This is a genomic window from Paenibacillus sambharensis (genome assembly GCF_003233845.1).
Lineage (GTDB): Bacteria > Bacillota > Bacilli > Paenibacillales > Paenibacillaceae > Paenibacillus_I > Paenibacillus_I sambharensis.
In genome coordinates, this window is record NZ_QKRB01000044.1 from 109,820 (window position 1) to 127,204 (window position 17,385).

Consider the following 17,385-nt stretch of genomic DNA (forward strand, 5'->3'; position numbering starts at 1 on the left):
GTGGAATAAGTGAGTGCCACAACAGCAGTGCTTCCCAAGAAACCCAAGCTCCTCGGAAAAATATTATTGCATGTGTTTCTGATCCTTGTCGCGGTGACCCAAATTTATCCGCTCATCTGGCTGGCTTTTTTCTCTCTGAAGGATAACAGCGAGATATTCAGCGGTGATGTTCTGGGGCTGCCCAAATCATTCTTATGGAGCAACTATACGAAGGCATTATCGGACGGCAACGTCATGATCTATTTTTTCAATAGTGTGCTGGTGACGGCGGTCTCCATTATATTGGTCTTGATCCTTGCCTCCATGACAGGCTATGCCATAACACGGATGAACTGGAAATTCAGCAATGCCGCGATGACACTCATTCTTCTGGGCATGATGGTTCCGATTCACGCAGCGCTGCTGCCTCTCTTTATGGTTCTGAAAAATCTCGGCCTGCTGAATAACTACTGGTCATTGATCATTCCTTATGTTGCGTTCGGCCTTCCCCTGGCTGTGTTTATTCTGGGCAGCTTCTTCAAGGGGATTCCCCGGGAGATGGAAGAGTCGGCAGTCATAGACGGATGCGGCATCTACCGGACATTCTTCTCCATCATCCTGCCGCTTGTCCGTCCTGCGATCGCAACGGTGGCCATCTTTACCTTCCTGTCCTGCTGGAATGAGCTGATGTTTGCGGTCACCTTCATTAACGATACCGCCTATCAGACCCTGACTGTCGGAATGATGTCCATGGTCGGCACCTATATTACACAGTGGGGGATTATTGGCGCGGGTCTCATGATCACGACCATTCCGACCATCATCATTTATCTGCTGCTCAACAAGCAGGTTCAGAAGAGTATGATCGCGGGTGCGGTTAAAGGTTAAGAGCACATTCATAAGATCAGTTAGAGGAGGAAGCTTCTAATGAGCGGAACGATTACCGTCAATACCGATCAGCCGGCAGGCACAATCAGCCGCCACATATACGGGCACTTTGCCGAGCATCTTGGACGATGCATCTACGAAGGCATCTGGGTGGGCGAGGATTCGCCGATTCCGAACACGCGGGGCATCCGCAACGATGTTCTGGAGGCGCTGAGGAAGCTGAGCATTCCGGTGCTCCGCTGGCCGGGCGGCTGCTTTGCCGACGAGTATCATTGGAAGGACGGCGTTGGCCCCCGGGAACAGCGCAAGCGTATGGTCAATACGCACTGGGGCGGTGTTGTGGAGAACAACCATTTTGGCACGCATGAATTTTTTGACCTGTGTGAGCTGCTGGATACGGAGCCGTACATCTGCGGGAATGTCGGCAGCGGCACGGTTCAGGAAATGCAGGAGTGGGTTGAATATATGACCTTCGACGGCGAGTCGCCGATGGCGAACTGGCGGAAGGAGAACGGCCGCGAGAAGCCATGGAAGCTGAAATATTTTGGTGTCGGCAACGAGAACTGGGGCTGCGGCGGCAATATGCGGGCCGAGTACTATGCCGATGAATACCGCCGGTTCCAGACCTATGTGCGGAATTACGGCGAGAGGCGCCTTTACAAGGTTGCCGGCGGCGCCAATGTAGACGACTATCATTGGACAGAGGTGCTAATGCGCGAAGCCGCCGGACATATGGACGGCCTGAGTCTGCACAACTACACGGTGCCTGGCGGCTTTGAAATCAAACGTCCGGCGCTCGGCTTCGACGAGGCGGAATGGTTTGAGACGATGCAGCTGTCGCTTCGAATGGATGAGCTGATTACACGCCACTCGGCCATCATGGACCAGTACGATCCTGAGAAGCGGGTCGGCATGATTGTTGATGAATGGGGCACCTGGTTCCAGGTGGAGCCGGGTACGAATCCGGGCTTCCTGTACCAGCAGAACTCGCTGCGTGACGCGCTTGTCGCGGGCCTGCATTTCCACGTGTTCCACCGTCATTGTGACCGCGTCCACATGGCCAACATTGCACAGACGGTTAACGTTCTGCAGGCGATGATTCTAACCGATGGTGCGGATATGATTCTGACGCCGACCTACCATGTGTTCGAAATGTTCAAGGTTCATCAGGATGCGGAGGCTCTCGCCCTTCATCTGGAGACCGGCGAGTACGAATGGAACGGCGAATCGATTCCGCAGGTCAGCGCCTCGGCATCGAGGCGTGCGGACGGCACAATCGACATCAGCCTTTGCAACGTCGATCCGAACCGTGAAGCACCCGTTCAGCTGCGGCTGCGCGGACTGGCGGGTACTCCGGCGATCAGCGGCCGGGTTCTGACGCACGCGGATATGAACGCGCATAACACATTCGACCAGCCGGAGACGGTGAAGCCCGAAGTATTCGAAGGCATAACGAACATAAGCGCTGACGGTTTATCGGCAGCGCTGCCGCCGATGTCCGTCGTCGTGCTGACGCTGCGCTCCTAAACATGCAGCAGGCGAATTCTGAAGGATCAAGGGCAATACAGAACATGAGGAACCCGACCGTATGAAGGTCGGGTTTTCGTGTTGTGTGGTGTGCAGCGGCCGTTTGAGTTTTGTTCATACATACCGATAATTTTTAAAATAATCGAATGGATACTGTGCCGTATTGTTTAATAAACATATAAATGTCTAAGCTGATTAGTAGTCGGGTGTAGAGGGAGGGGCATGAAGGATGAGCTACCTATTGCTGCTTGTGGGCTTCGGTTTGTTAATCATCGGTGCTAATTATTTTGTGGAGGGCTCTTCGAAGATAGCGGCACTGCTTCGGATCTCGCCCATGCTGATCGGTTTGACCATTGTTGCGTTTGGTACCAGTTCGCCTGAGGCCACCGTCAGTATTATCGCGGCGATGAATAATAATGCAGGAGTGGCGCTGGGGAATGTCGTCGGCAGTAACGTATTCAACACGACCTTTGTCCTCGGGGTGACGGCACTAGTTATGGTCATTAAGGTGCAGAGCGAGACCATCAAGAAGGAAATACCGTTTACACTGCTGGCCAGTATTGTTCTGCTTGTCTTGATCAGCGATATCTCCCTGCAGAATACGGGCACTAATTTAGTTACACGCGGAGACGGCTTCATCCTGTTGGCATTCTTCGCCATCTTCCTCTATTACTTATTAGAGGTCGCGAGGAACAGCAGGGATAAGGATGCCGCAGAACAGGATTCTGCCAGCAGACCGTCCTGGGGCAAGAATCTGTTTTTTGCGCTGGCAGGGTTAGGTGCCATTATTTATGGCGGCCATCTTGTTGTTCAGCACAGTACGGTCATCGCTTTGCAGTGGGGAATGAGTGAAATGCTGGTAGGTTTGACGATTGTTGCAGTCGGTACATCCTTACCCGAATTGGTGACCTCTGTCGCTGCAGCAGTGAAAGGGGAAAATGAGATTGCTGTCGGGAATATCGTCGGCAGTAACATCTTTAATATTCTGTTCATTCTCGGGATCTCTTCGGTAATTTCTCCACTTAGCGTGGAAGGCCTCATGGCCACGGATGTGCTCATTCTGATCGCACTTACAGTTCTGCTGCTAGTTGTAGCCAGGACCGGCTTTAAGGTTGGAAGACTTGAGGGCTTCGTTCTGGCGGCATTGTATATAGGCTATATGGCTTTTGTAATTATGCGTGGCTAATCTAGACTGCAGCATTGCCAATGTATAAGAAACCCGATCGCGAGCGGTCGGTTTTTTTTGCCGGAGTGGCGCGTCGAGAGGTTGTATATGGTTGGAGGGATTTGGCTATACTGTCTACATAAATTGGGTTTATGTGGAGGAGATTTAGGCCAGATGAGTTTTGTAGTGATGTTCGTTGCGGCATGGTTATCCTCATTTATTCTCTATTCAATGAACAAAAGCTTGTCTGTGGCCGAGAACGTGTTTGTTTACTTGATCATTCTTGCAATCGGACTGAATATTTCCTGGTTCGTTGCAGAAGAGTTTAAGCTCGTGGACATAACGAGGAACGGATTATCCTACACGGGATTTTTAATATATCGAACGGTTACCTTCCCAATTCTATATGTGATTATGCTGAACGCCGCATTCAAGTCGGGGAAGACAGCGGGTGCTTTGCTATCGGCATGTGCGGTGGTCGCAGTCATTCTATCGCTGAATGGATTAATGCTTTTCTACGAAGCATTCATTTACAAGAAGTGGAATCTGTTCTATGATGCTGTGATCATTATATTACTGCAGGCGGTGAGCTACGGCTTATTAAAGCTTTATAGAAAAGCGATGTATCGCGGGGGGGATGTACGATGATTCTGTGGGAGCATTTTGACCGGAATGAGTGGTATGTCCTCTTAATGCTGATTGGTTCATATGCGGCTGTTATTGCGCTGCCGAGAAGAATTCCTGCGCATTTGCTAATTCTTAGCTTGGTTTGGGGGTTTGCAAGTGCAACGCTGCTCGATTTTACGATTGGCGGAGGAATGATGGATTTCTATAAGGTTAATGATTCGAATCGATATGAACTGACTGATGTTTTGACTTACTTGATGTTTGCTCCGTTTGGATACTTCTTTATTTATGGTTATGAATTGCTGAACATCCGCAAGAAGACGCTCATTTATTACATATTGGGCTGGACTGTCGTAGGTATAGGGGTGCAATGGATCTCCGAATGGATGAAGATGACGCAATACCAGGGGGGCTACAGGTATGAATACAATATCCCTGTATTTCTTGTCATTCAAACGATTACAGGTTTGTTCTACGGCTATCTGAGAGCTCATCCTATAAATCATGAAAATAAGCGGGAGACGCCTGGGTGAGAGAGTTCCTTGCTTGGCAAGCCCAAGCCTTGGTCGAATATCTATAATATACGTTAAGTCACGAATCCATGGTATACTGTTAGTGTTCCGCTTAAACAGGAACCAGGAGGTTGCCTATGATGCCGAGCTTTAAAGATTGGAACCAGAAAGTTAAGCAAACCTTCAATGCGACAAGCAATGAGATCGTGCTGACCGTTACGGAGGCAGGCGAAGTGCTCGGTCTCTCTAAAGACAATATGAAGCTCTATGTTGATAAGCACGGGCTAACCAAGGTGCGCATCACGAGAAGCGTTCATCGCTACCTGCTGCTAAAGAGTGAAATCGATCATATAGTGGCGAACAGGTAGTGAGCTCGAAGAAATCTATAACGCAAGTGAATGGCCGTAGAGGCAGGTGAGGCACTTTCTTCAACAAGGGGACGAAATCCCCTCGCCTCCACCAATGCCGCATGAGAAACCCGACCGCGTGAGGTCGGGTTTTTGCTAGTGCGCAGTACATTTCTAAACGGAGCCGACGTATACCGAACGTTACATACGGTGGTGCGAGAGGGAGGCTGCTCAATTCATGAGTGGCCTCCTATTCGATTTGACGGTAAAATAGGTCGTTCCCGTTAACAGAAACAATCGGGCTTGCCCTTAGATGGGTTGTCTGCTGCAGTTTCTAGATAATCCAACTGATTGTCGTCGATAGTGGTCAAGAAATTCGTTGCATGGAAGAGGACTACTCCTGCAACAAACACGCTTCAAATATTTTGTTCGAGTTTCGCCGAGTGACTTGAATTTCTGAATATGTACATCAATGCAGTAAGGGCAGCCTGTTAAATGTGCAATGGTAACAGCAATAAGCTCTTTGGTTTTCAAGGGGGCATCCGATTCGTTATAGACCTTACTTTCAAAAGCTAAGAAAGACTGGGCGGCTTGTGGGGCTAGCTCGGCAGCCGATCAGGCAAGGCCGGGTTATCTGTGTCGTGCCTTTCACAGCACTTATTCCCGTCGTGTAAAATTTCACATAAAATTGCGGGAGTCAAGGGGCCATTCGTCCTAAAAATGTGTGGTAAATATTAGTTGGTCATAGTATTCTTGTAGATAGTTGATAAACATTAAGTATAAGGAGATCAGTTCATGCAAACTCAGAGGAAACTATCTTTACTATTAATACTGGTTTTACTGGTCCAGTCAATAGGGGTAACAATACCAACTGCAAGCGCAGACACTTCTGCGACGGCTTCCTTGGAACTCTCTCTCTCGAATGATTTGACTGATTGGCTATTAGATGAAGAAGCGGGTTATATCTATGCTATTTCCAGCGTAGCAAATAGTCTATATTTTATCCGACTAAGCGATCTTAAGATTGAAAAGACCTTGAATATAGGCTCTAGACCGAGTTATCTGGCCCGGGACGGGCAAGATCTGCAAGTTGCGCTCTCGGGAGCAACCATGATTAGGACAGTTAATCTATCAACACAGGAAATTTCAGGTGCGGTTACAACGATCGCACCACCTGAATCGGTAGCTGCTTCTTCCACTCATCTTTTTTATGGGACTAAGGAAGGGGAAATTTATAAATATGATAAGGCTGCTCAAACGAGTAGTTTATTATATAGCAGTTACTGGGATTATTTCGCTCTGGCTTTGGATAAGGACACAAACACGCTTTACGCAGGTAAAAAGTCCTCTTATGGCGGAATCATGGCTTTCGACGCTGGTACTGGAGCGAAGCTAAGCCAAGACATCAGTGACAATATGGAGATAGGAGGGTCCGCTCAATCGCTAAAACACATATTCATTGATGACCAATACGTATATTTTGGCGGACATCAGTTCAATAAAGCAAATTTGATGGAGACCACAGGTACCTACACAAGGACGAACAACGACTACACCTACCTCGAGTCCGTAATATTGAGTGTAACTGATTCCTACGTGCTTACTACGCAGGGTGTATATGATAAAGCAACATATACCCCGCTAGTTCTCTTCCCTTCTAATAAGGGATTTGCCCTGCTCGACTCTAGTGGTCGTGCATATCTTGCAGGCATTGCTAACTGGTTCACAGGTTCAGATAAAATCCAGCGTTACGAGCTTACGATTCCCCAAAGTCCTACAGCTCACTTCACGACGGATGCTTATTCTATTAAAAGTGACCAGGCGTTTACGGATTGGACTACCACGGATAACTCCCCTTATATTTATGCTCTTGTGGCAAGTACGAACCAACTCGTTGTTATTCGCAAGGACGACTTGAGTACAGTCCGTAAGATGCATATCGGTCCTAGCCCAAGTGATATTCAGATCGTTAACAACAAGGTTTATATCATTTTTAACGGTGCGAATCGCATTCAAGTTATGGATATGGAAGATGGCATTCCAGTGGTAGCAACGGCTTCCAGAATTGTTACAAAGCAATATCCGACACATGTCTACCCCACTAACAATGATCGAATACTGTACAATGGTGGAACGAGTGCCAGCGGTATAAGCGTAACATCCGCAGTCTACACCTCTGTCACGGATGCTGTCTATAATGAAAAAAGCACAGGTATAAATTACCTCCGTAATTACACAGTGGATCCTGATCGAGAAATTCTGTATGGTGGCGATTACTATAACCTCTATAAATACAGCAGTGAAGATCTTCGATTAATTGAGAAGACTAAGGTAGAGCCCAGGTATCTCAATAATATGTTTATTGATAATAATGATTTATATTTCGGAAATCTCAGGCTGGATGCAGACCGGACTTCTACTCTGTATGGAACCTATCCGGACAATATAATATATGCACGGGGAAATTACGTGTTTAGTAATTCAGCCGTATTCGATAGGGACAGTTTCAACAAAATCAATGACCTGTTCATGTATATCCGTAATGCTTATATAGAGGTGGATCATACCGTTTACGTCTCAACGGATAAACGTTTATATAAATTTGATAGCATTGAAAACATGCAGACAGTGATGGAGCAGAATCTTTTGCCATATGATGCTGTTTTTGTAGATGAAGATTTAACCTTGGGCAGACTTGAGGGGTCTCTAGTTGTTCAACTGCCAACCGGAGGAAACGAAGTCGTGAGTTATATGGCCTATTTCCTCGATCGTAACGGCAATAAGCTTCAGCAAATCGGAATGTATAAGAATGAGTTATCCACTGATCAGCTACTTGTTTACGATATCGTACCTTCAACTCTTCCCGAGGGAGCGGTGAGTATTGGATTATATCCAGTTATCCGTGGCGAATATGGAGCCACACGTACATTAGAAATCCATACTTCAGTGGCGATATATGATGCGCCGACTTATCTGCCTGTTGATCTGACAGTGACGGATACGAATCCGGATATAAATAAATTTTCCGGTACGGTGACATGGAAGCCGGGAGCGTCAGAAATTCCTAGTACTCGCTATCGTCTGTATTTTGTAGATGAAGATGGACCAGTAGGGGCAGAGATAGCCACTGTAGAGGGTGGAAAAATAGCGTATTCCCTTACGATTCCGGAGAAGGATGTGCCCGTAGAAGCTTTGGGGCTCGGTCTATTCATAGAAAACGATGAGTTCATACCGCCTTTCTTTATTGGAGCACTATTAGAAGATAAACGGACACAGGCTATCCCGGTATCATCCATTACTGTATACAAATATTTTATCCAATCGGATAGAATCGTTGTGAACGGTCTATCAGCCGGGGATATTGTTCGGGTCTACAACGAAGCGCAAACCGCTCTGCTAGGGATTGGGAATGTTGGATTGAACCAAAGTTCAATAACGATCCCTATCTGGAACCTTGGGAATCCCGGAGAAAAGCTTCTTGTAACCCGACAATCTATAAGTAGAGGGGAAAGTAAAGGTACGTTAGTTGTTGTGCCGTCTATTACGGACGACACTTTCGGTCCTATTGGCGGTGGCGGCAGTGGCAGCGGCGGCGGAATCGGTGGCGGTAGTGGCAGCGGCGGCGGAACCGGTGGCGGTAGTGGCAGCGGTGGAATTATTAGCGGTCCGATCTTCATTGGCCCTTCAGGGAATAATAGCACCGGCTCTACAGGTAACGGTGATTCGGGAGATACAAAATTAGTGACAAACATTGTTGAAAGCAAAGATGGTCTCCAAACGTCTCTGACGGAAGTGACATCTGCATTTGTTTCACATGCAATTAAAGATCCCGGTTTTGCCAAACACCCGGTAATAGTAGTTAAGGCCGATGAACAGACAGCAGCCGCTAGGACTCAGTTCCAAATCGAATCGAGCATAGTAGCTGATATTCATAATAACTCGAAGGAAACTCAGTTTATTTTGGAATCGGCTCTTGGAAAATTTCGGTTGCCCGTGAAGTCTCTAATTCCATCCATTTCCAAGAGCAAGGTTTCTAAACAAAAGTTTGTTTTTACGATTGCGCAAGCGGCTCTTGATTATAAAATCAAGCTGGATACGCAACTACATGGTTCTACTAGTACTCCATTGGGACAGCCCGTCGAATTTGAGGTTAAATTAACTGGAGTCGGGCAGGACCTTATTCTTTCAGATTTGCCTCAATACATTGATCATGTAATAAACTTCAATGTTCCAGAAGATGAGAAGGCTGCATATGCAGGTTTAACCTATGATTCTCTTACGCAGACTTACGTTCCTGTACCGATCACATGGGAATGGAAAGATGGAGTTCTTCAGGCAACCCTAAAGCGTAAAGGGAACTCAATCTATACCGTTGTTCAAAACAATAGTAGTTTCGATGATCTGGATACTAAAAATCCTTATAAAGACAGTATAGTAGCATTGGCGAACAGGATGGTTATCTCCGGTTATCCCGACGGAAGCTTTAAGCCGGAAACTGTTGTTACGAGAGCAGAATTTGCCGCCATGCTGAACCGTTCTTTAGGTATATTGCCCAAGCTGCAGGCTTCCAAAAGCTTTAAGGATGTTAAGAATGGAGCTTGGTATGCTGCACAGGTGAACGCGGCGGTAGACGCTGGTCTCATTAATGGATATACGGATGGTACTTTCCGACCTAATCAAGAGATTACGCATCAAGAGATGGTTGTTATGCTAGTAAATGCTCTGAAGTACGGCGAGAGTGCCGCAGATCAGGTGAAGAACAATTCCACAGAGTTCCCCGAAGGTCTGCCAGGTTGGGCAAAACCATATTACACTGCTGCATTGGAAAAGGGAATTCTGCCGGCAGACGGCCCATTCCATTTTAAGACGGGCAAGCATACACAGCGTCAAGAGAGTGCTCTGCTCCTTCATCAATTACTGAAGGTATTAAATCTTACAACAGTCAACTAATTAAATATACCAGTCGTTTATGGTTTGTCTTACGACGGTGCAAGTACATTAATATCATATAGTGACCCGGCCGCTTTGGTCGGGTTTCTGATTTCCACGACTTGAGGGAGTAATTGAGGTTATGGAGATTCACCATCTCAGAATGATAATTCAGGTAGAGCTAACACGACGGCGAAAGATGGTACTATTTCATTGTCGCCTTGTATCCTATCATAAGAGAAAATTAACACAGAGCTTATTACAGAGGAGATTTTTTATGAGCGTTAATAATGAAATAGAACAGCCAAGTCTTATTGTTCTTGTCTGGGAAGCTGTCTTGAAATTTTTAGGACGCATCTCCTTATTTGATCTTATTATGCGGTATCTGATAAAAGATTGGAGTAGACAGAAGAAATTCGCATTTGTTGACTCGTGGGTGATTGGGCACACTATACTTTCCTTTCTAGCGGTATTTGTTTCTTTTTTTAGTGATGTATCTTGTGTTAAATATGCATTACTGTTCTACGGCTTACTCCGGGTGTTTGAAATCTTTGTATACCAAACAAGCGTGGTTTTTATTCATGGCTATCGTTCCGATTCAAATGTAAGAAGCTATAGAAGATCCGTAATCTGTTTAATACATAATTTCTTCGAAATTATATTATGGTTTACTTCGTCCTATATATTCTTAATGGATCGATTCGATGTAATAAACAGTAGTGGAAATTTACTACAGGCTTTTTATATCAGCTTTGTGACTATGACAACATTTGGTCCTCCCAACTTCAATGTAAAAGGTAGCCCAGCAATGATTGTAATAGTAATTCAGTCCATTATTGGTCTATTCATGACTATTATTTCACTGGCTCATTTTATCTCACTGCTTCCTAAACCTAGGACATTGGATAGCCATGAAAATCAACTTATAAAGAACAACGACGTATAAATTATATAAGGACTTTTGGGTTAACATGATTGGGTACTAATAGTAAAAACCCGACCGAAAGGTCGGGTTTTTACTATTACATTTCAACTCTAAATATTCAGAGAGAAATATAATCCTGCTTTTCTTTTCAGTCGCCTACCCGAATCCGCCCACCACACGCCAGTTCCCATTCACGGAGGCCGTGATGCGGCCGCGGGCCCGGATGTAGTCGGCGAGGAGCTCGACCATATCGATCGGAATGTCCTTAACGACCGGCTTGTTCTGGAACATGGTGAAATTGCCGCCGCCGGCTGCGCGGTAGTTGTTCATCACCACATCGAACATGCCATCTTCAGCAAGCGTCTGCCCATCCCGCTCAAGCTTGGTCACACGCTGACCGGCGGGCCTTGTGATGTCTAATACGTACTCGATGCCTTCCCACATATCATAGTTGTAATGCTGCGGCTTGGGCGCCAAGTATGCGGGGCTGACGGCGATCTCACCTTGGTCGTTAAGCTCGAAGTATTCCGCCGACTTCTCCAAGGCCTGCCGGATGTCGGCTCCCGAGATGCGGATCACCTTCAAGGTATTCGGATAGATATAATTCGTTACGATGTCCCGCATCGTGATGCGCTCTCCAAAGCCTGGGGACAGGTTATCGAATAGAGCCGTATTGGAAATATCCGCTCCCGAAATCTCCATCTGCACCCGGTTAATGAATTCAATCAGCGGATGCTCCCGCAGGCGGACATCAGCATGCGATGCTATCGTCATGTCGCCCTCCACATGCCCGATCGGCAGGTCCAGCCAGGTCTGCGTCATCGCTTCAACCCCGCTAGCGAGCTGCTCAACCGCTTCATCCGGGTGATAGTCTGCTGCAGCAATCAGCTCGGACCGCTTATCCGTCACCGTCCAGCCACTCCCGCTCTCCTCAAGCTGCAGTGTAACCTTGCCCAGAAACCGGCCTTCATTGGCAGGCTGCACAACACAGACGCCGTTGATGCTGCAGTCTGCAATAGCGCGGTGCTGATGGCCTGTCAGCAGCACGTCGATGCCGTCGACCTGCTCACAGATTGCGTACCCGACATTCTCTCCGGTGAGCGGCTCTGTAGGTGCGCCCGTCATCGGGTCGCGCTCGAAGCCGCCGTGATAGGATACGACGACAACATCGGCATGTTCTTCATTTCGCAATATATCAACCCATCTGCGCGCGGATTCTACCGGATCATCGAACCGGATTCCCGCAATATGCTGAGGCTGCTCCCAGTTAGGGATATACGAGGTGGTAAGACCCAGTAAGCCAATCCGCAGGCCATTTTCCAATTCTCTCACCAAGTATGGTTTCCCGAACAGCGGCTCGCCGGTCGCAGTATTGATCGTGTTCGCTGACAGCCATGGGAAGGCAGATGCCTCTACGGCGCTCCGCAGATAAGGCAGACCATAATTAAACTCATGGTTACCGAGAACGGCTGCATCATAGCGAAGCTCATTCATACAGGAAATAACGGGATTCGCCGGTTCGCTGTTCACCTTGGCATGGTAATACGTCAGCGGGGTGCCCTGCAGGCAGTCCCCATTGTCGATCAGCAGCGTATTCGGCTGCGCCCTCCGTATCTCTCTCACCATGCTGGCGATGCGCGCCAGTCCGTGCCCGACTTCCTCCGGGGTAGCGTAGCTTCGCGGGCGTACAAAGCCGTGAAGATCGCTTGTCTCCAGCAGAACCACTTCATAGGTTTGAATTGTCATCGTTCTCTCTCCCTGCAAGGTTACTAAGATTTCAATTATACTATCACATCGAAGCTGTCTGTCGACAGAACTCTGCAAGATTTAACACGACCTTTACATCCCTATGATGAATGGATAATAAAACAGGCTTATACTGCTAGAGTATTCAATAGTCATCAGCTTTTAACAAAATTAGGTGGAGGTCTCCAAGTGAAAAACAAATTTATGCTGCTCTTAGCTTCTGTGCTTACATTCGGAATGCTGGCAGGCTGCGGCGGCAACAACGGTACCAATACGCCAGCTCCTGCTAACAATTCGCAAACTCCGGCTGAAACGAACACACCGGCCAATACACCTGAGGAAGATGCCAGCAAGTCAATCGATACACTGAAGGTCAGCTTCGTTCCTTCCAAAGACCCGGACGAGATTATTACGACAACCGAACCGCTGAAGGAGCTGCTGAAGAATCAGCTGGCAACGCAGGGCTATACAGTAGGCGAAGTACAGATTGACGTAGGTACAAATTATGAAGCAGTTGGAGAAGCGCTTAGCGCTGGTACGACTGACATCGGCCTCATTCCGGGCGGAACGTATACGTTATATGACGACGGAGCAGAGGTTATCTTGACAGCAACACGCAAGGCGCTCTCCATCGATTCGGATAACCCGAAAGAGTGGAACGACAACAAGCCGACTAAGGGCCTTGAGGATGAGCAGGCATCGTACTACCGTTCCCTGATCTTGGCTGGTCCTTCTGAGAAGGGGCAAGAGCTTGCAGCTAAAGTAAACAATGGTGAAGAGCTGACTTGGGAAGATCTGAACAGCGCGAGCTGGGGCGTCATGTCCACTTCCTCGTCTGCCGGCTACATCTACCCGACACTGTGGCTGCAGGAGAAGTATAACAAGAAGCTGACCGATCTCGCCAAGGTTACGCCATCCGATTCCTATGGCAGCTCCTTCGGGCGGCTTGCAACAGGTCATTTTGATGTCATTGCCGTATATGCGGATGCGCGCCGTGACAATGAAGAGAAGTGGACAAGCGAGTACAACGGTACAGGTTCAATTTGGGATCAGACGAACGTAATTGGTGTTACGGATCCAATCTATAACGATACGATCAGTGTGAGCAAGAACTCCCCGATCATGACGGATGATCTGAAGAAGGCGCTCCAGGAAGCTTTCATGGCAATTGCAGAGACGGAAGAAGGCAAGGGAGTTATCGCCATCTACACGCATGAAGGATACAAGGTCGCTCAGCCTTCCGATTATGACGGAGAGCGTGAAGCACAGAAGCTGCTCCGCAGCATGCAGTAATTTTAAAGCGCAACCTGCATGAATCCGAAATGAGGACATCATGATTTCATGATGGCCTCATTTTTTACGACTCCAAATCTATCGCTAAAGGATTGAATGCTTCCATGATCGAATTCATCGGTGTAGATAAGAAATATGCTAACGGTACGACCGCTCTGCAGGATATTAACTTAACCATTGAACAAGGCGAATTCGTCGCCGTAATCGGCTTGTCGGGTGCCGGCAAATCGACACTCATCAGATGCATTAACCGGATACACGGGATTACGAAGGGGACCATTATCGTCGATAAGGTCGACGTTTCCAAGCTTAAGGGCCGCGATATCCGCAAATTCCGCCGCAGAATCGGGATGATCTTCCAGTCCTTCAACCTGGTGACACGCACGAGCGTGATCAATAATGTGCTCGTTTCCTTCGTCCCGGAGCTGCCGATGTGGCGCAAGCTGGCCGGTGTCTTCACGAAGCAGCAGAAGATCAAGGCGCTTGAGGCGCTTGATAAGGTAGGAATTCTGGATAAGGCATTCGTGCGGGTTGATCAGCTCTCCGGCGGGCAGCAGCAGCGGGTAGCGCTGGCGCGTACGCTCGCGCAAAGCCCGGATATCATTCTTGCGGACGAGCCGATCGCTTCCCTGGACCCCGTAACCTCGCGCATTGTTATGGACGACTTCAAGAAGATCAACAAGGAAATGAATATCTCTGTCATTATGAATATTCACCATGTGGAGATTGCGCTTGAATATGCGGACCGCATCATCGGCATCCGCAAGGGCGAGGTTGTGTTCGACGGACCATCCTCCAAGGTGACACAGGGTATTCTTCAAAATATCTACGGCGGCAAGTGGGAAGCGGAGAAAGCGGCGATAGAGGAGCAGGCAGCCTATGTATGACAAGATCTTTACGCCCAAGGCAATCACACTTCCGAATGGGAAAGTCGTGCTCCAGAGGCGCTCTCGCATGCCGCTTATCATCCTGATATTGGCGGTTTGCACGGCTCTGTCGGTGAGATTCACGGGATTCAGCCTTCATACACTTGTTACGAGAATGGATGAATTCTTCACCATTATCGGGCAGATGATCCCGCCCAACTGGGCGTACTTGCCCAGGATATGGGGACCTCTGCTGGACACGATCAAGATGTCGCTGCTCGGTTCCATGATTGGGGCGCTGCTGGCCCTGCCTGCTGCAGTAGCGGCTGCGTCCAATATCATACAATCGAAGCTGGTGGTTGTTGTGAGCAAGACGCTGCTGAGTCTGCTGCGGACACTGCCGACGCTGGTTACTGCGCTGATTGCAACCTACGTATTCGGCCTTGGGCCCATGGCGGGTACGATTGCGATTATGCTGTTCACCATTTCCTACGTGGGCAAGCTGCTGTATGAGCAGATCGAGAATGTGGATATTGGCGCCTTTGAAGCGATGGAATCGGTTGGCATGACGAGAATTCAGGCGTTTCGTTTCGCCATATTCCCGCAGATTCTTCCAGGCTATATTTCTACGTCCCTTTATTGCTTTGAAGGAAATGTACGATATGCCGCGATTCTGGGATTTGTCGGAGCCGGCGGCATCGGCCTGGTAATCAACGAAGGACTCGGCTGGCGTGATTACCCGGCTGTCGGCATGATCATTCTGGTGCTGATCGTGACGGTCTATCTGATCGAGAGGGTCAGCGAGCATTTCCGCAAAAAGCTTATCTAAGGGAGACTTCAGGCCTATGAATCATATTGAAAAACAACTGCAAGCAGCGCCTCAGAGCCGCTTATACGTAACGGTTATAGCAACAATCATCGCGGCCTTATTCGCGTGGTCGTTAACAGCGGTCAACTTCAGTGATATTCAGCAGGGCGGACTCGCCATCGCCAAGAACATTCTGTACGGGCTGACACATCCGAATACGGATCTGTTGTTCAACTTATCGAAGCAGAGTGTGCTGTACCTGCTGGTGGAGACAATAGCAATCGCGTTTCTCGGAACAATCGTTGGGGCCATTCTGGCTGTTCCGCTCGCCTTCCTGGCAGCTTCTAACATCGTACCAGGGCCGGTTGCCTGGGTGACGAGGCTGCTGCTTATTATCATCCGGACCATTCCGGCGCTTGTATACGGCCTGTTATTTATCCGGGTGACGGGTCTTGGGGCGTTCGCTGGCGTATTGACGGTGGGACTGACTTCCATCGGGATGCTGGCCAAGCTGTATGTGGATGCCATTGAGGAATTGGATACGCGTGTTCTGGAATCGATGACATCGGTTGGCTGCACGACCTTTGAGAAAATCCGGTTCGGCATCGTTCCGCAGCTCTTGTCCAGCTTTATGTCGGTCGTCATATACCGCTTCGATATGAACATGCGCGAGGCATCCATTCTGGGTCTCGTTGGTGCCGGCGGTATCGGTGCGCCGCTGATCTTCGCCATGCGGAGCTACAAATGGGACGAAGTCGGCTCGATTCTAATTGGCTTGGTCGTGCTGATTCTAATCATCGAATTTGTGTCGAACAAGCTGCGGGCAAAGCTGGTTAGAGGGTAATCGAAGTATGCAGCCTATCACATTTGCCATAACGGCCGGTCCAGGACAAGTCTGGAGCGGCCGTTCCTTTTATTTTGCGTACTGATCAGATATCGGCTGTGCCCGTTACCCGTTCTGCTCCAGGACTGCTCGCGCGGTTGAACGGGCATCTGCCGCTGGGCAAAGCAGGAAATGGCAGGGAAGCGTCGAAGTTGGGTGAAGCTGGACAGGCTTCAAGCACGCAGCAGTGGCTGAGGTTGTAAATGAGTGTAATTATCGTGCAAACGGGGGAGAAGCATGCCGGATTCAAAGACGATTTTATTCATAGGAGATTCGATTACGGACGGGGCGCGAGGCAGAACAGACGATCCCAATCATATTTTGGGCCACGGATATGTCTTCATGATTGCGGGGAGGCTTGGCCTTGAGCTTGGCGGTGGAAGCCCGCAGGTTGTGAACCGCGGGATCAGCGGAGACCGCGTATCGGATTTGTATGCCAGATGGAACGAAGATGCAATCAGCGTGGGTCCGGATATTTTAAGTATTCTAGTTGGCGTCAATGATGCCTGGGCGTGGGCACATGGAGACCCGCGGGGAGCGACGGATCGTTTCGGAAGAGCCTACAGCCATATCCTCGAAGAGACGAGAGAGGTCCTTCCAGATACACGGATTGTATTGTGCGAGCCTTTCATATTGAAGGCAGGAACTCTCGTTGAGAACTGGCCGAAGTGGGAGAGCCGGATAAAGCAGTACCAGGATGAAGTCAGGGAGCTTGCCGGCAGGTACGGCTGTTTGTTTGTGCCGTTCCAGGAGCTGTTCGATGAGGCATGCCGCCGGGCGCCTGCGGACTATTGGCTGTGGGACGGCGTTCACCCGACTGCGGCCGGTCACGAGCTGATTGCACGGCAGTGGCTGAGTGTTGTGCTGGATAATTTGAATTCAGAATGAGG

General features: G+C 48.7%; 16 protein-coding genes and 1 pseudogene. 14 read left to right on the forward strand and 3 right to left on the reverse strand.

Translation table 11 applies throughout. The features are described from left to right. Positions 1 to 9: 9 nt before the first annotated feature. The 6 genes from DNH61_RS11970 to DNH61_RS11995 all read left to right on the forward strand — a co-directional run bounded on the left by DNH61_RS11970 (position 10) and on the right by DNH61_RS11995 (position 5,066). Positions 10 to 867, forward strand: coding sequence for a carbohydrate ABC transporter permease (locus tag DNH61_RS11970; protein WP_220036934.1), 858 nt, complete (start codon positions 10 to 12; stop codon positions 865 to 867). A 39-nt stretch (positions 868 to 906) separates the two neighbouring features. Beyond that, positions 907 to 2,394, forward strand: a complete 1,488-nt coding sequence (locus tag DNH61_RS11975; protein WP_111146897.1) for an alpha-N-arabinofuranosidase — start codon at positions 907 to 909, stop codon at positions 2,392 to 2,394. 229 nt (positions 2,395 to 2,623) lie between these two features. Then, positions 2,624 to 3,580: a calcium/sodium antiporter gene (locus DNH61_RS11980; RefSeq protein ID WP_111146898.1), complete on the forward strand. Its 957-nt coding sequence runs from the start codon at positions 2,624 to 2,626 to the stop codon at positions 3,578 to 3,580. A 153-nt stretch (positions 3,581 to 3,733) separates the two neighbouring features. Beyond that, positions 3,734 to 4,207 carry a hypothetical protein gene (locus tag DNH61_RS11985; protein WP_111146899.1) on the forward strand — a complete coding sequence of 158 codons (474 nt, stop codon included), beginning with the start codon at positions 3,734 to 3,736 and terminating at the stop codon, positions 4,205 to 4,207. Next, positions 4,204 to 4,719, forward strand: a complete 516-nt coding sequence (locus DNH61_RS11990; protein ID WP_111146900.1) for a hypothetical protein — start codon at positions 4,204 to 4,206, stop codon at positions 4,717 to 4,719. The genes DNH61_RS11985 and DNH61_RS11990 overlap by 4 nt, the downstream gene beginning before the upstream one ends. A 119-nt stretch (positions 4,720 to 4,838) precedes the next feature. Next, positions 4,839 to 5,066: a MerR family transcriptional regulator gene (locus DNH61_RS11995; protein ID WP_111147342.1), complete on the forward strand. Its 228-nt coding sequence runs from the start codon at positions 4,839 to 4,841 to the stop codon at positions 5,064 to 5,066. 288 nt (positions 5,067 to 5,354) lie between these two features. Here DNH61_RS11995 and DNH61_RS12000 read toward each other — a convergent pair whose 3' ends face one another. Both DNH61_RS12000 and DNH61_RS27255 read right to left on the reverse strand, forming a co-directional pair. Further along, positions 5,355 to 5,549, reverse strand: a complete 195-nt coding sequence (locus DNH61_RS12000) for a carboxymuconolactone decarboxylase family protein (protein WP_245948180.1) — start codon at positions 5,547 to 5,549, stop codon at positions 5,355 to 5,357. After that, positions 5,529 to 5,582 (reverse strand): annotated as a pseudogene (locus DNH61_RS27255) (carboxymuconolactone decarboxylase family protein); the annotation flags it as partial. The gene DNH61_RS12000 and the pseudogene DNH61_RS27255, both read right to left, overlap by 21 nt. Before the next feature lie 258 nt (positions 5,583 to 5,840). Here DNH61_RS27255 and DNH61_RS12005 point away from each other — a divergent pair. Together DNH61_RS12005 and DNH61_RS12010 are read left to right on the forward strand one after the other, a co-directional pair. Next, complete coding sequence (locus DNH61_RS12005; RefSeq protein ID WP_111146901.1) at positions 5,841 to 9,995, forward strand: S-layer homology domain-containing protein; 4,155 nt, start codon at positions 5,841 to 5,843, stop codon at positions 9,993 to 9,995. A 256-nt stretch (positions 9,996 to 10,251) separates the two neighbouring features. Continuing rightward, on the forward strand, positions 10,252 to 10,920 hold the full coding sequence (locus tag DNH61_RS12010) for an ion channel (RefSeq protein WP_181438678.1): 669 nt from the start codon (positions 10,252 to 10,254) through the stop codon (positions 10,918 to 10,920). Positions 10,921 to 11,055: 135 nt separating this feature from the next. Here the strand turns inward: DNH61_RS12010 and DNH61_RS12015 are convergent, their stop codons facing one another. Further along, positions 11,056 to 12,645 (reverse strand): bifunctional metallophosphatase/5'-nucleotidase, encoded by a 1,590-nt coding sequence (locus DNH61_RS12015; protein ID WP_111146903.1) that lies wholly within the window; start codon positions 12,643 to 12,645, stop codon positions 11,056 to 11,058. A gap of 189 nt (positions 12,646 to 12,834) precedes the next feature. Between DNH61_RS12015 and DNH61_RS12020 the strand changes: the two genes are divergently transcribed. From DNH61_RS12020 to DNH61_RS12040, 6 genes are all read left to right on the forward strand, one after another. Then, positions 12,835 to 13,938, forward strand: a complete 1,104-nt coding sequence (locus tag DNH61_RS12020) for a phosphate/phosphite/phosphonate ABC transporter substrate-binding protein (RefSeq protein ID WP_245948151.1) — start codon at positions 12,835 to 12,837, stop codon at positions 13,936 to 13,938. 104 nt (positions 13,939 to 14,042) lie between these two features. Continuing rightward, on the forward strand, positions 14,043 to 14,825 hold the full coding sequence (gene phnC / locus DNH61_RS12025; RefSeq protein ID WP_111146904.1) for a phosphonate ABC transporter ATP-binding protein: 783 nt from the start codon (positions 14,043 to 14,045) through the stop codon (positions 14,823 to 14,825). Further along, positions 14,818 to 15,633 (forward strand): phosphonate ABC transporter, permease protein PhnE, encoded by an 816-nt coding sequence (gene phnE / locus DNH61_RS12030; RefSeq protein WP_111146905.1) that lies wholly within the window; start codon positions 14,818 to 14,820, stop codon positions 15,631 to 15,633. Before phnC ends, phnE (DNH61_RS12030) begins: the two co-directional genes overlap by 8 nt. Before the next feature lie 16 nt (positions 15,634 to 15,649). After that, complete coding sequence (phnE, locus tag DNH61_RS12035) at positions 15,650 to 16,456, forward strand: phosphonate ABC transporter, permease protein PhnE (protein ID WP_111146906.1); 807 nt, start codon at positions 15,650 to 15,652, stop codon at positions 16,454 to 16,456. A gap of 74 nt (positions 16,457 to 16,530) precedes the next feature. Further along, positions 16,531 to 16,698, forward strand: coding sequence for a hypothetical protein (locus DNH61_RS26385; RefSeq protein WP_181438679.1), 168 nt, complete (start codon positions 16,531 to 16,533; stop codon positions 16,696 to 16,698). 34 nt (positions 16,699 to 16,732) lie between these two features. Beyond that, the gene (locus tag DNH61_RS12040) at positions 16,733 to 17,383 is read left to right on the forward strand and encodes an SGNH/GDSL hydrolase family protein (protein WP_111146907.1); all 651 of its coding nucleotides are present in this window, start codon (positions 16,733 to 16,735) and stop codon (positions 17,381 to 17,383) included. Positions 17,384 to 17,385 lie beyond the last annotated feature (2 nt).

What these genes read in the sequence shown, in the direction of transcription:
- DNH61_RS11995 (WP_111147342.1), top strand. Translation starts at nt 4,839, where the DNA reads ATGCCGAGCTTTAAAGATTGGAACCAGAAAGTTAAGCAAACCTTCAAT.
- phnE (WP_111146906.1), top strand. Translation starts at nt 15,650, where the DNA reads ATGAATCATATTGAAAAACAACTGCAAGCAGCGCCTCAGAGCCGCTTA.
- DNH61_RS11990 (WP_111146900.1), top strand. Translation starts at nt 4,204, where the DNA reads ATGATTCTGTGGGAGCATTTTGACCGGAATGAGTGGTATGTCCTCTTA.
- DNH61_RS12010 (WP_181438678.1), top strand. Translation starts at nt 10,252, where the DNA reads ATGAGCGTTAATAATGAAATAGAACAGCCAAGTCTTATTGTTCTTGTC.
- phnC (WP_111146904.1), top strand. Translation starts at nt 14,043, where the DNA reads ATGATCGAATTCATCGGTGTAGATAAGAAATATGCTAACGGTACGACC.
- DNH61_RS11980 (WP_111146898.1), top strand. Translation starts at nt 2,624, where the DNA reads ATGAGCTACCTATTGCTGCTTGTGGGCTTCGGTTTGTTAATCATCGGT.
- DNH61_RS12015 (WP_111146903.1), bottom strand. Translation starts at nt 12,645, where the DNA reads ATGACAATTCAAACCTATGAAGTGGTTCTGCTGGAGACAAGCGATCTT.
- DNH61_RS12040 (WP_111146907.1), top strand. Translation starts at nt 16,733, where the DNA reads ATGCCGGATTCAAAGACGATTTTATTCATAGGAGATTCGATTACGGAC.
- DNH61_RS11975 (WP_111146897.1), top strand. Translation starts at nt 907, where the DNA reads ATGAGCGGAACGATTACCGTCAATACCGATCAGCCGGCAGGCACAATC.
- DNH61_RS12005 (WP_111146901.1), top strand. Translation starts at nt 5,841, where the DNA reads ATGCAAACTCAGAGGAAACTATCTTTACTATTAATACTGGTTTTACTG.
- DNH61_RS11985 (WP_111146899.1), top strand. Translation starts at nt 3,734, where the DNA reads ATGAGTTTTGTAGTGATGTTCGTTGCGGCATGGTTATCCTCATTTATT.
- phnE (WP_111146905.1), top strand. Translation starts at nt 14,818, where the DNA reads ATGTATGACAAGATCTTTACGCCCAAGGCAATCACACTTCCGAATGGG.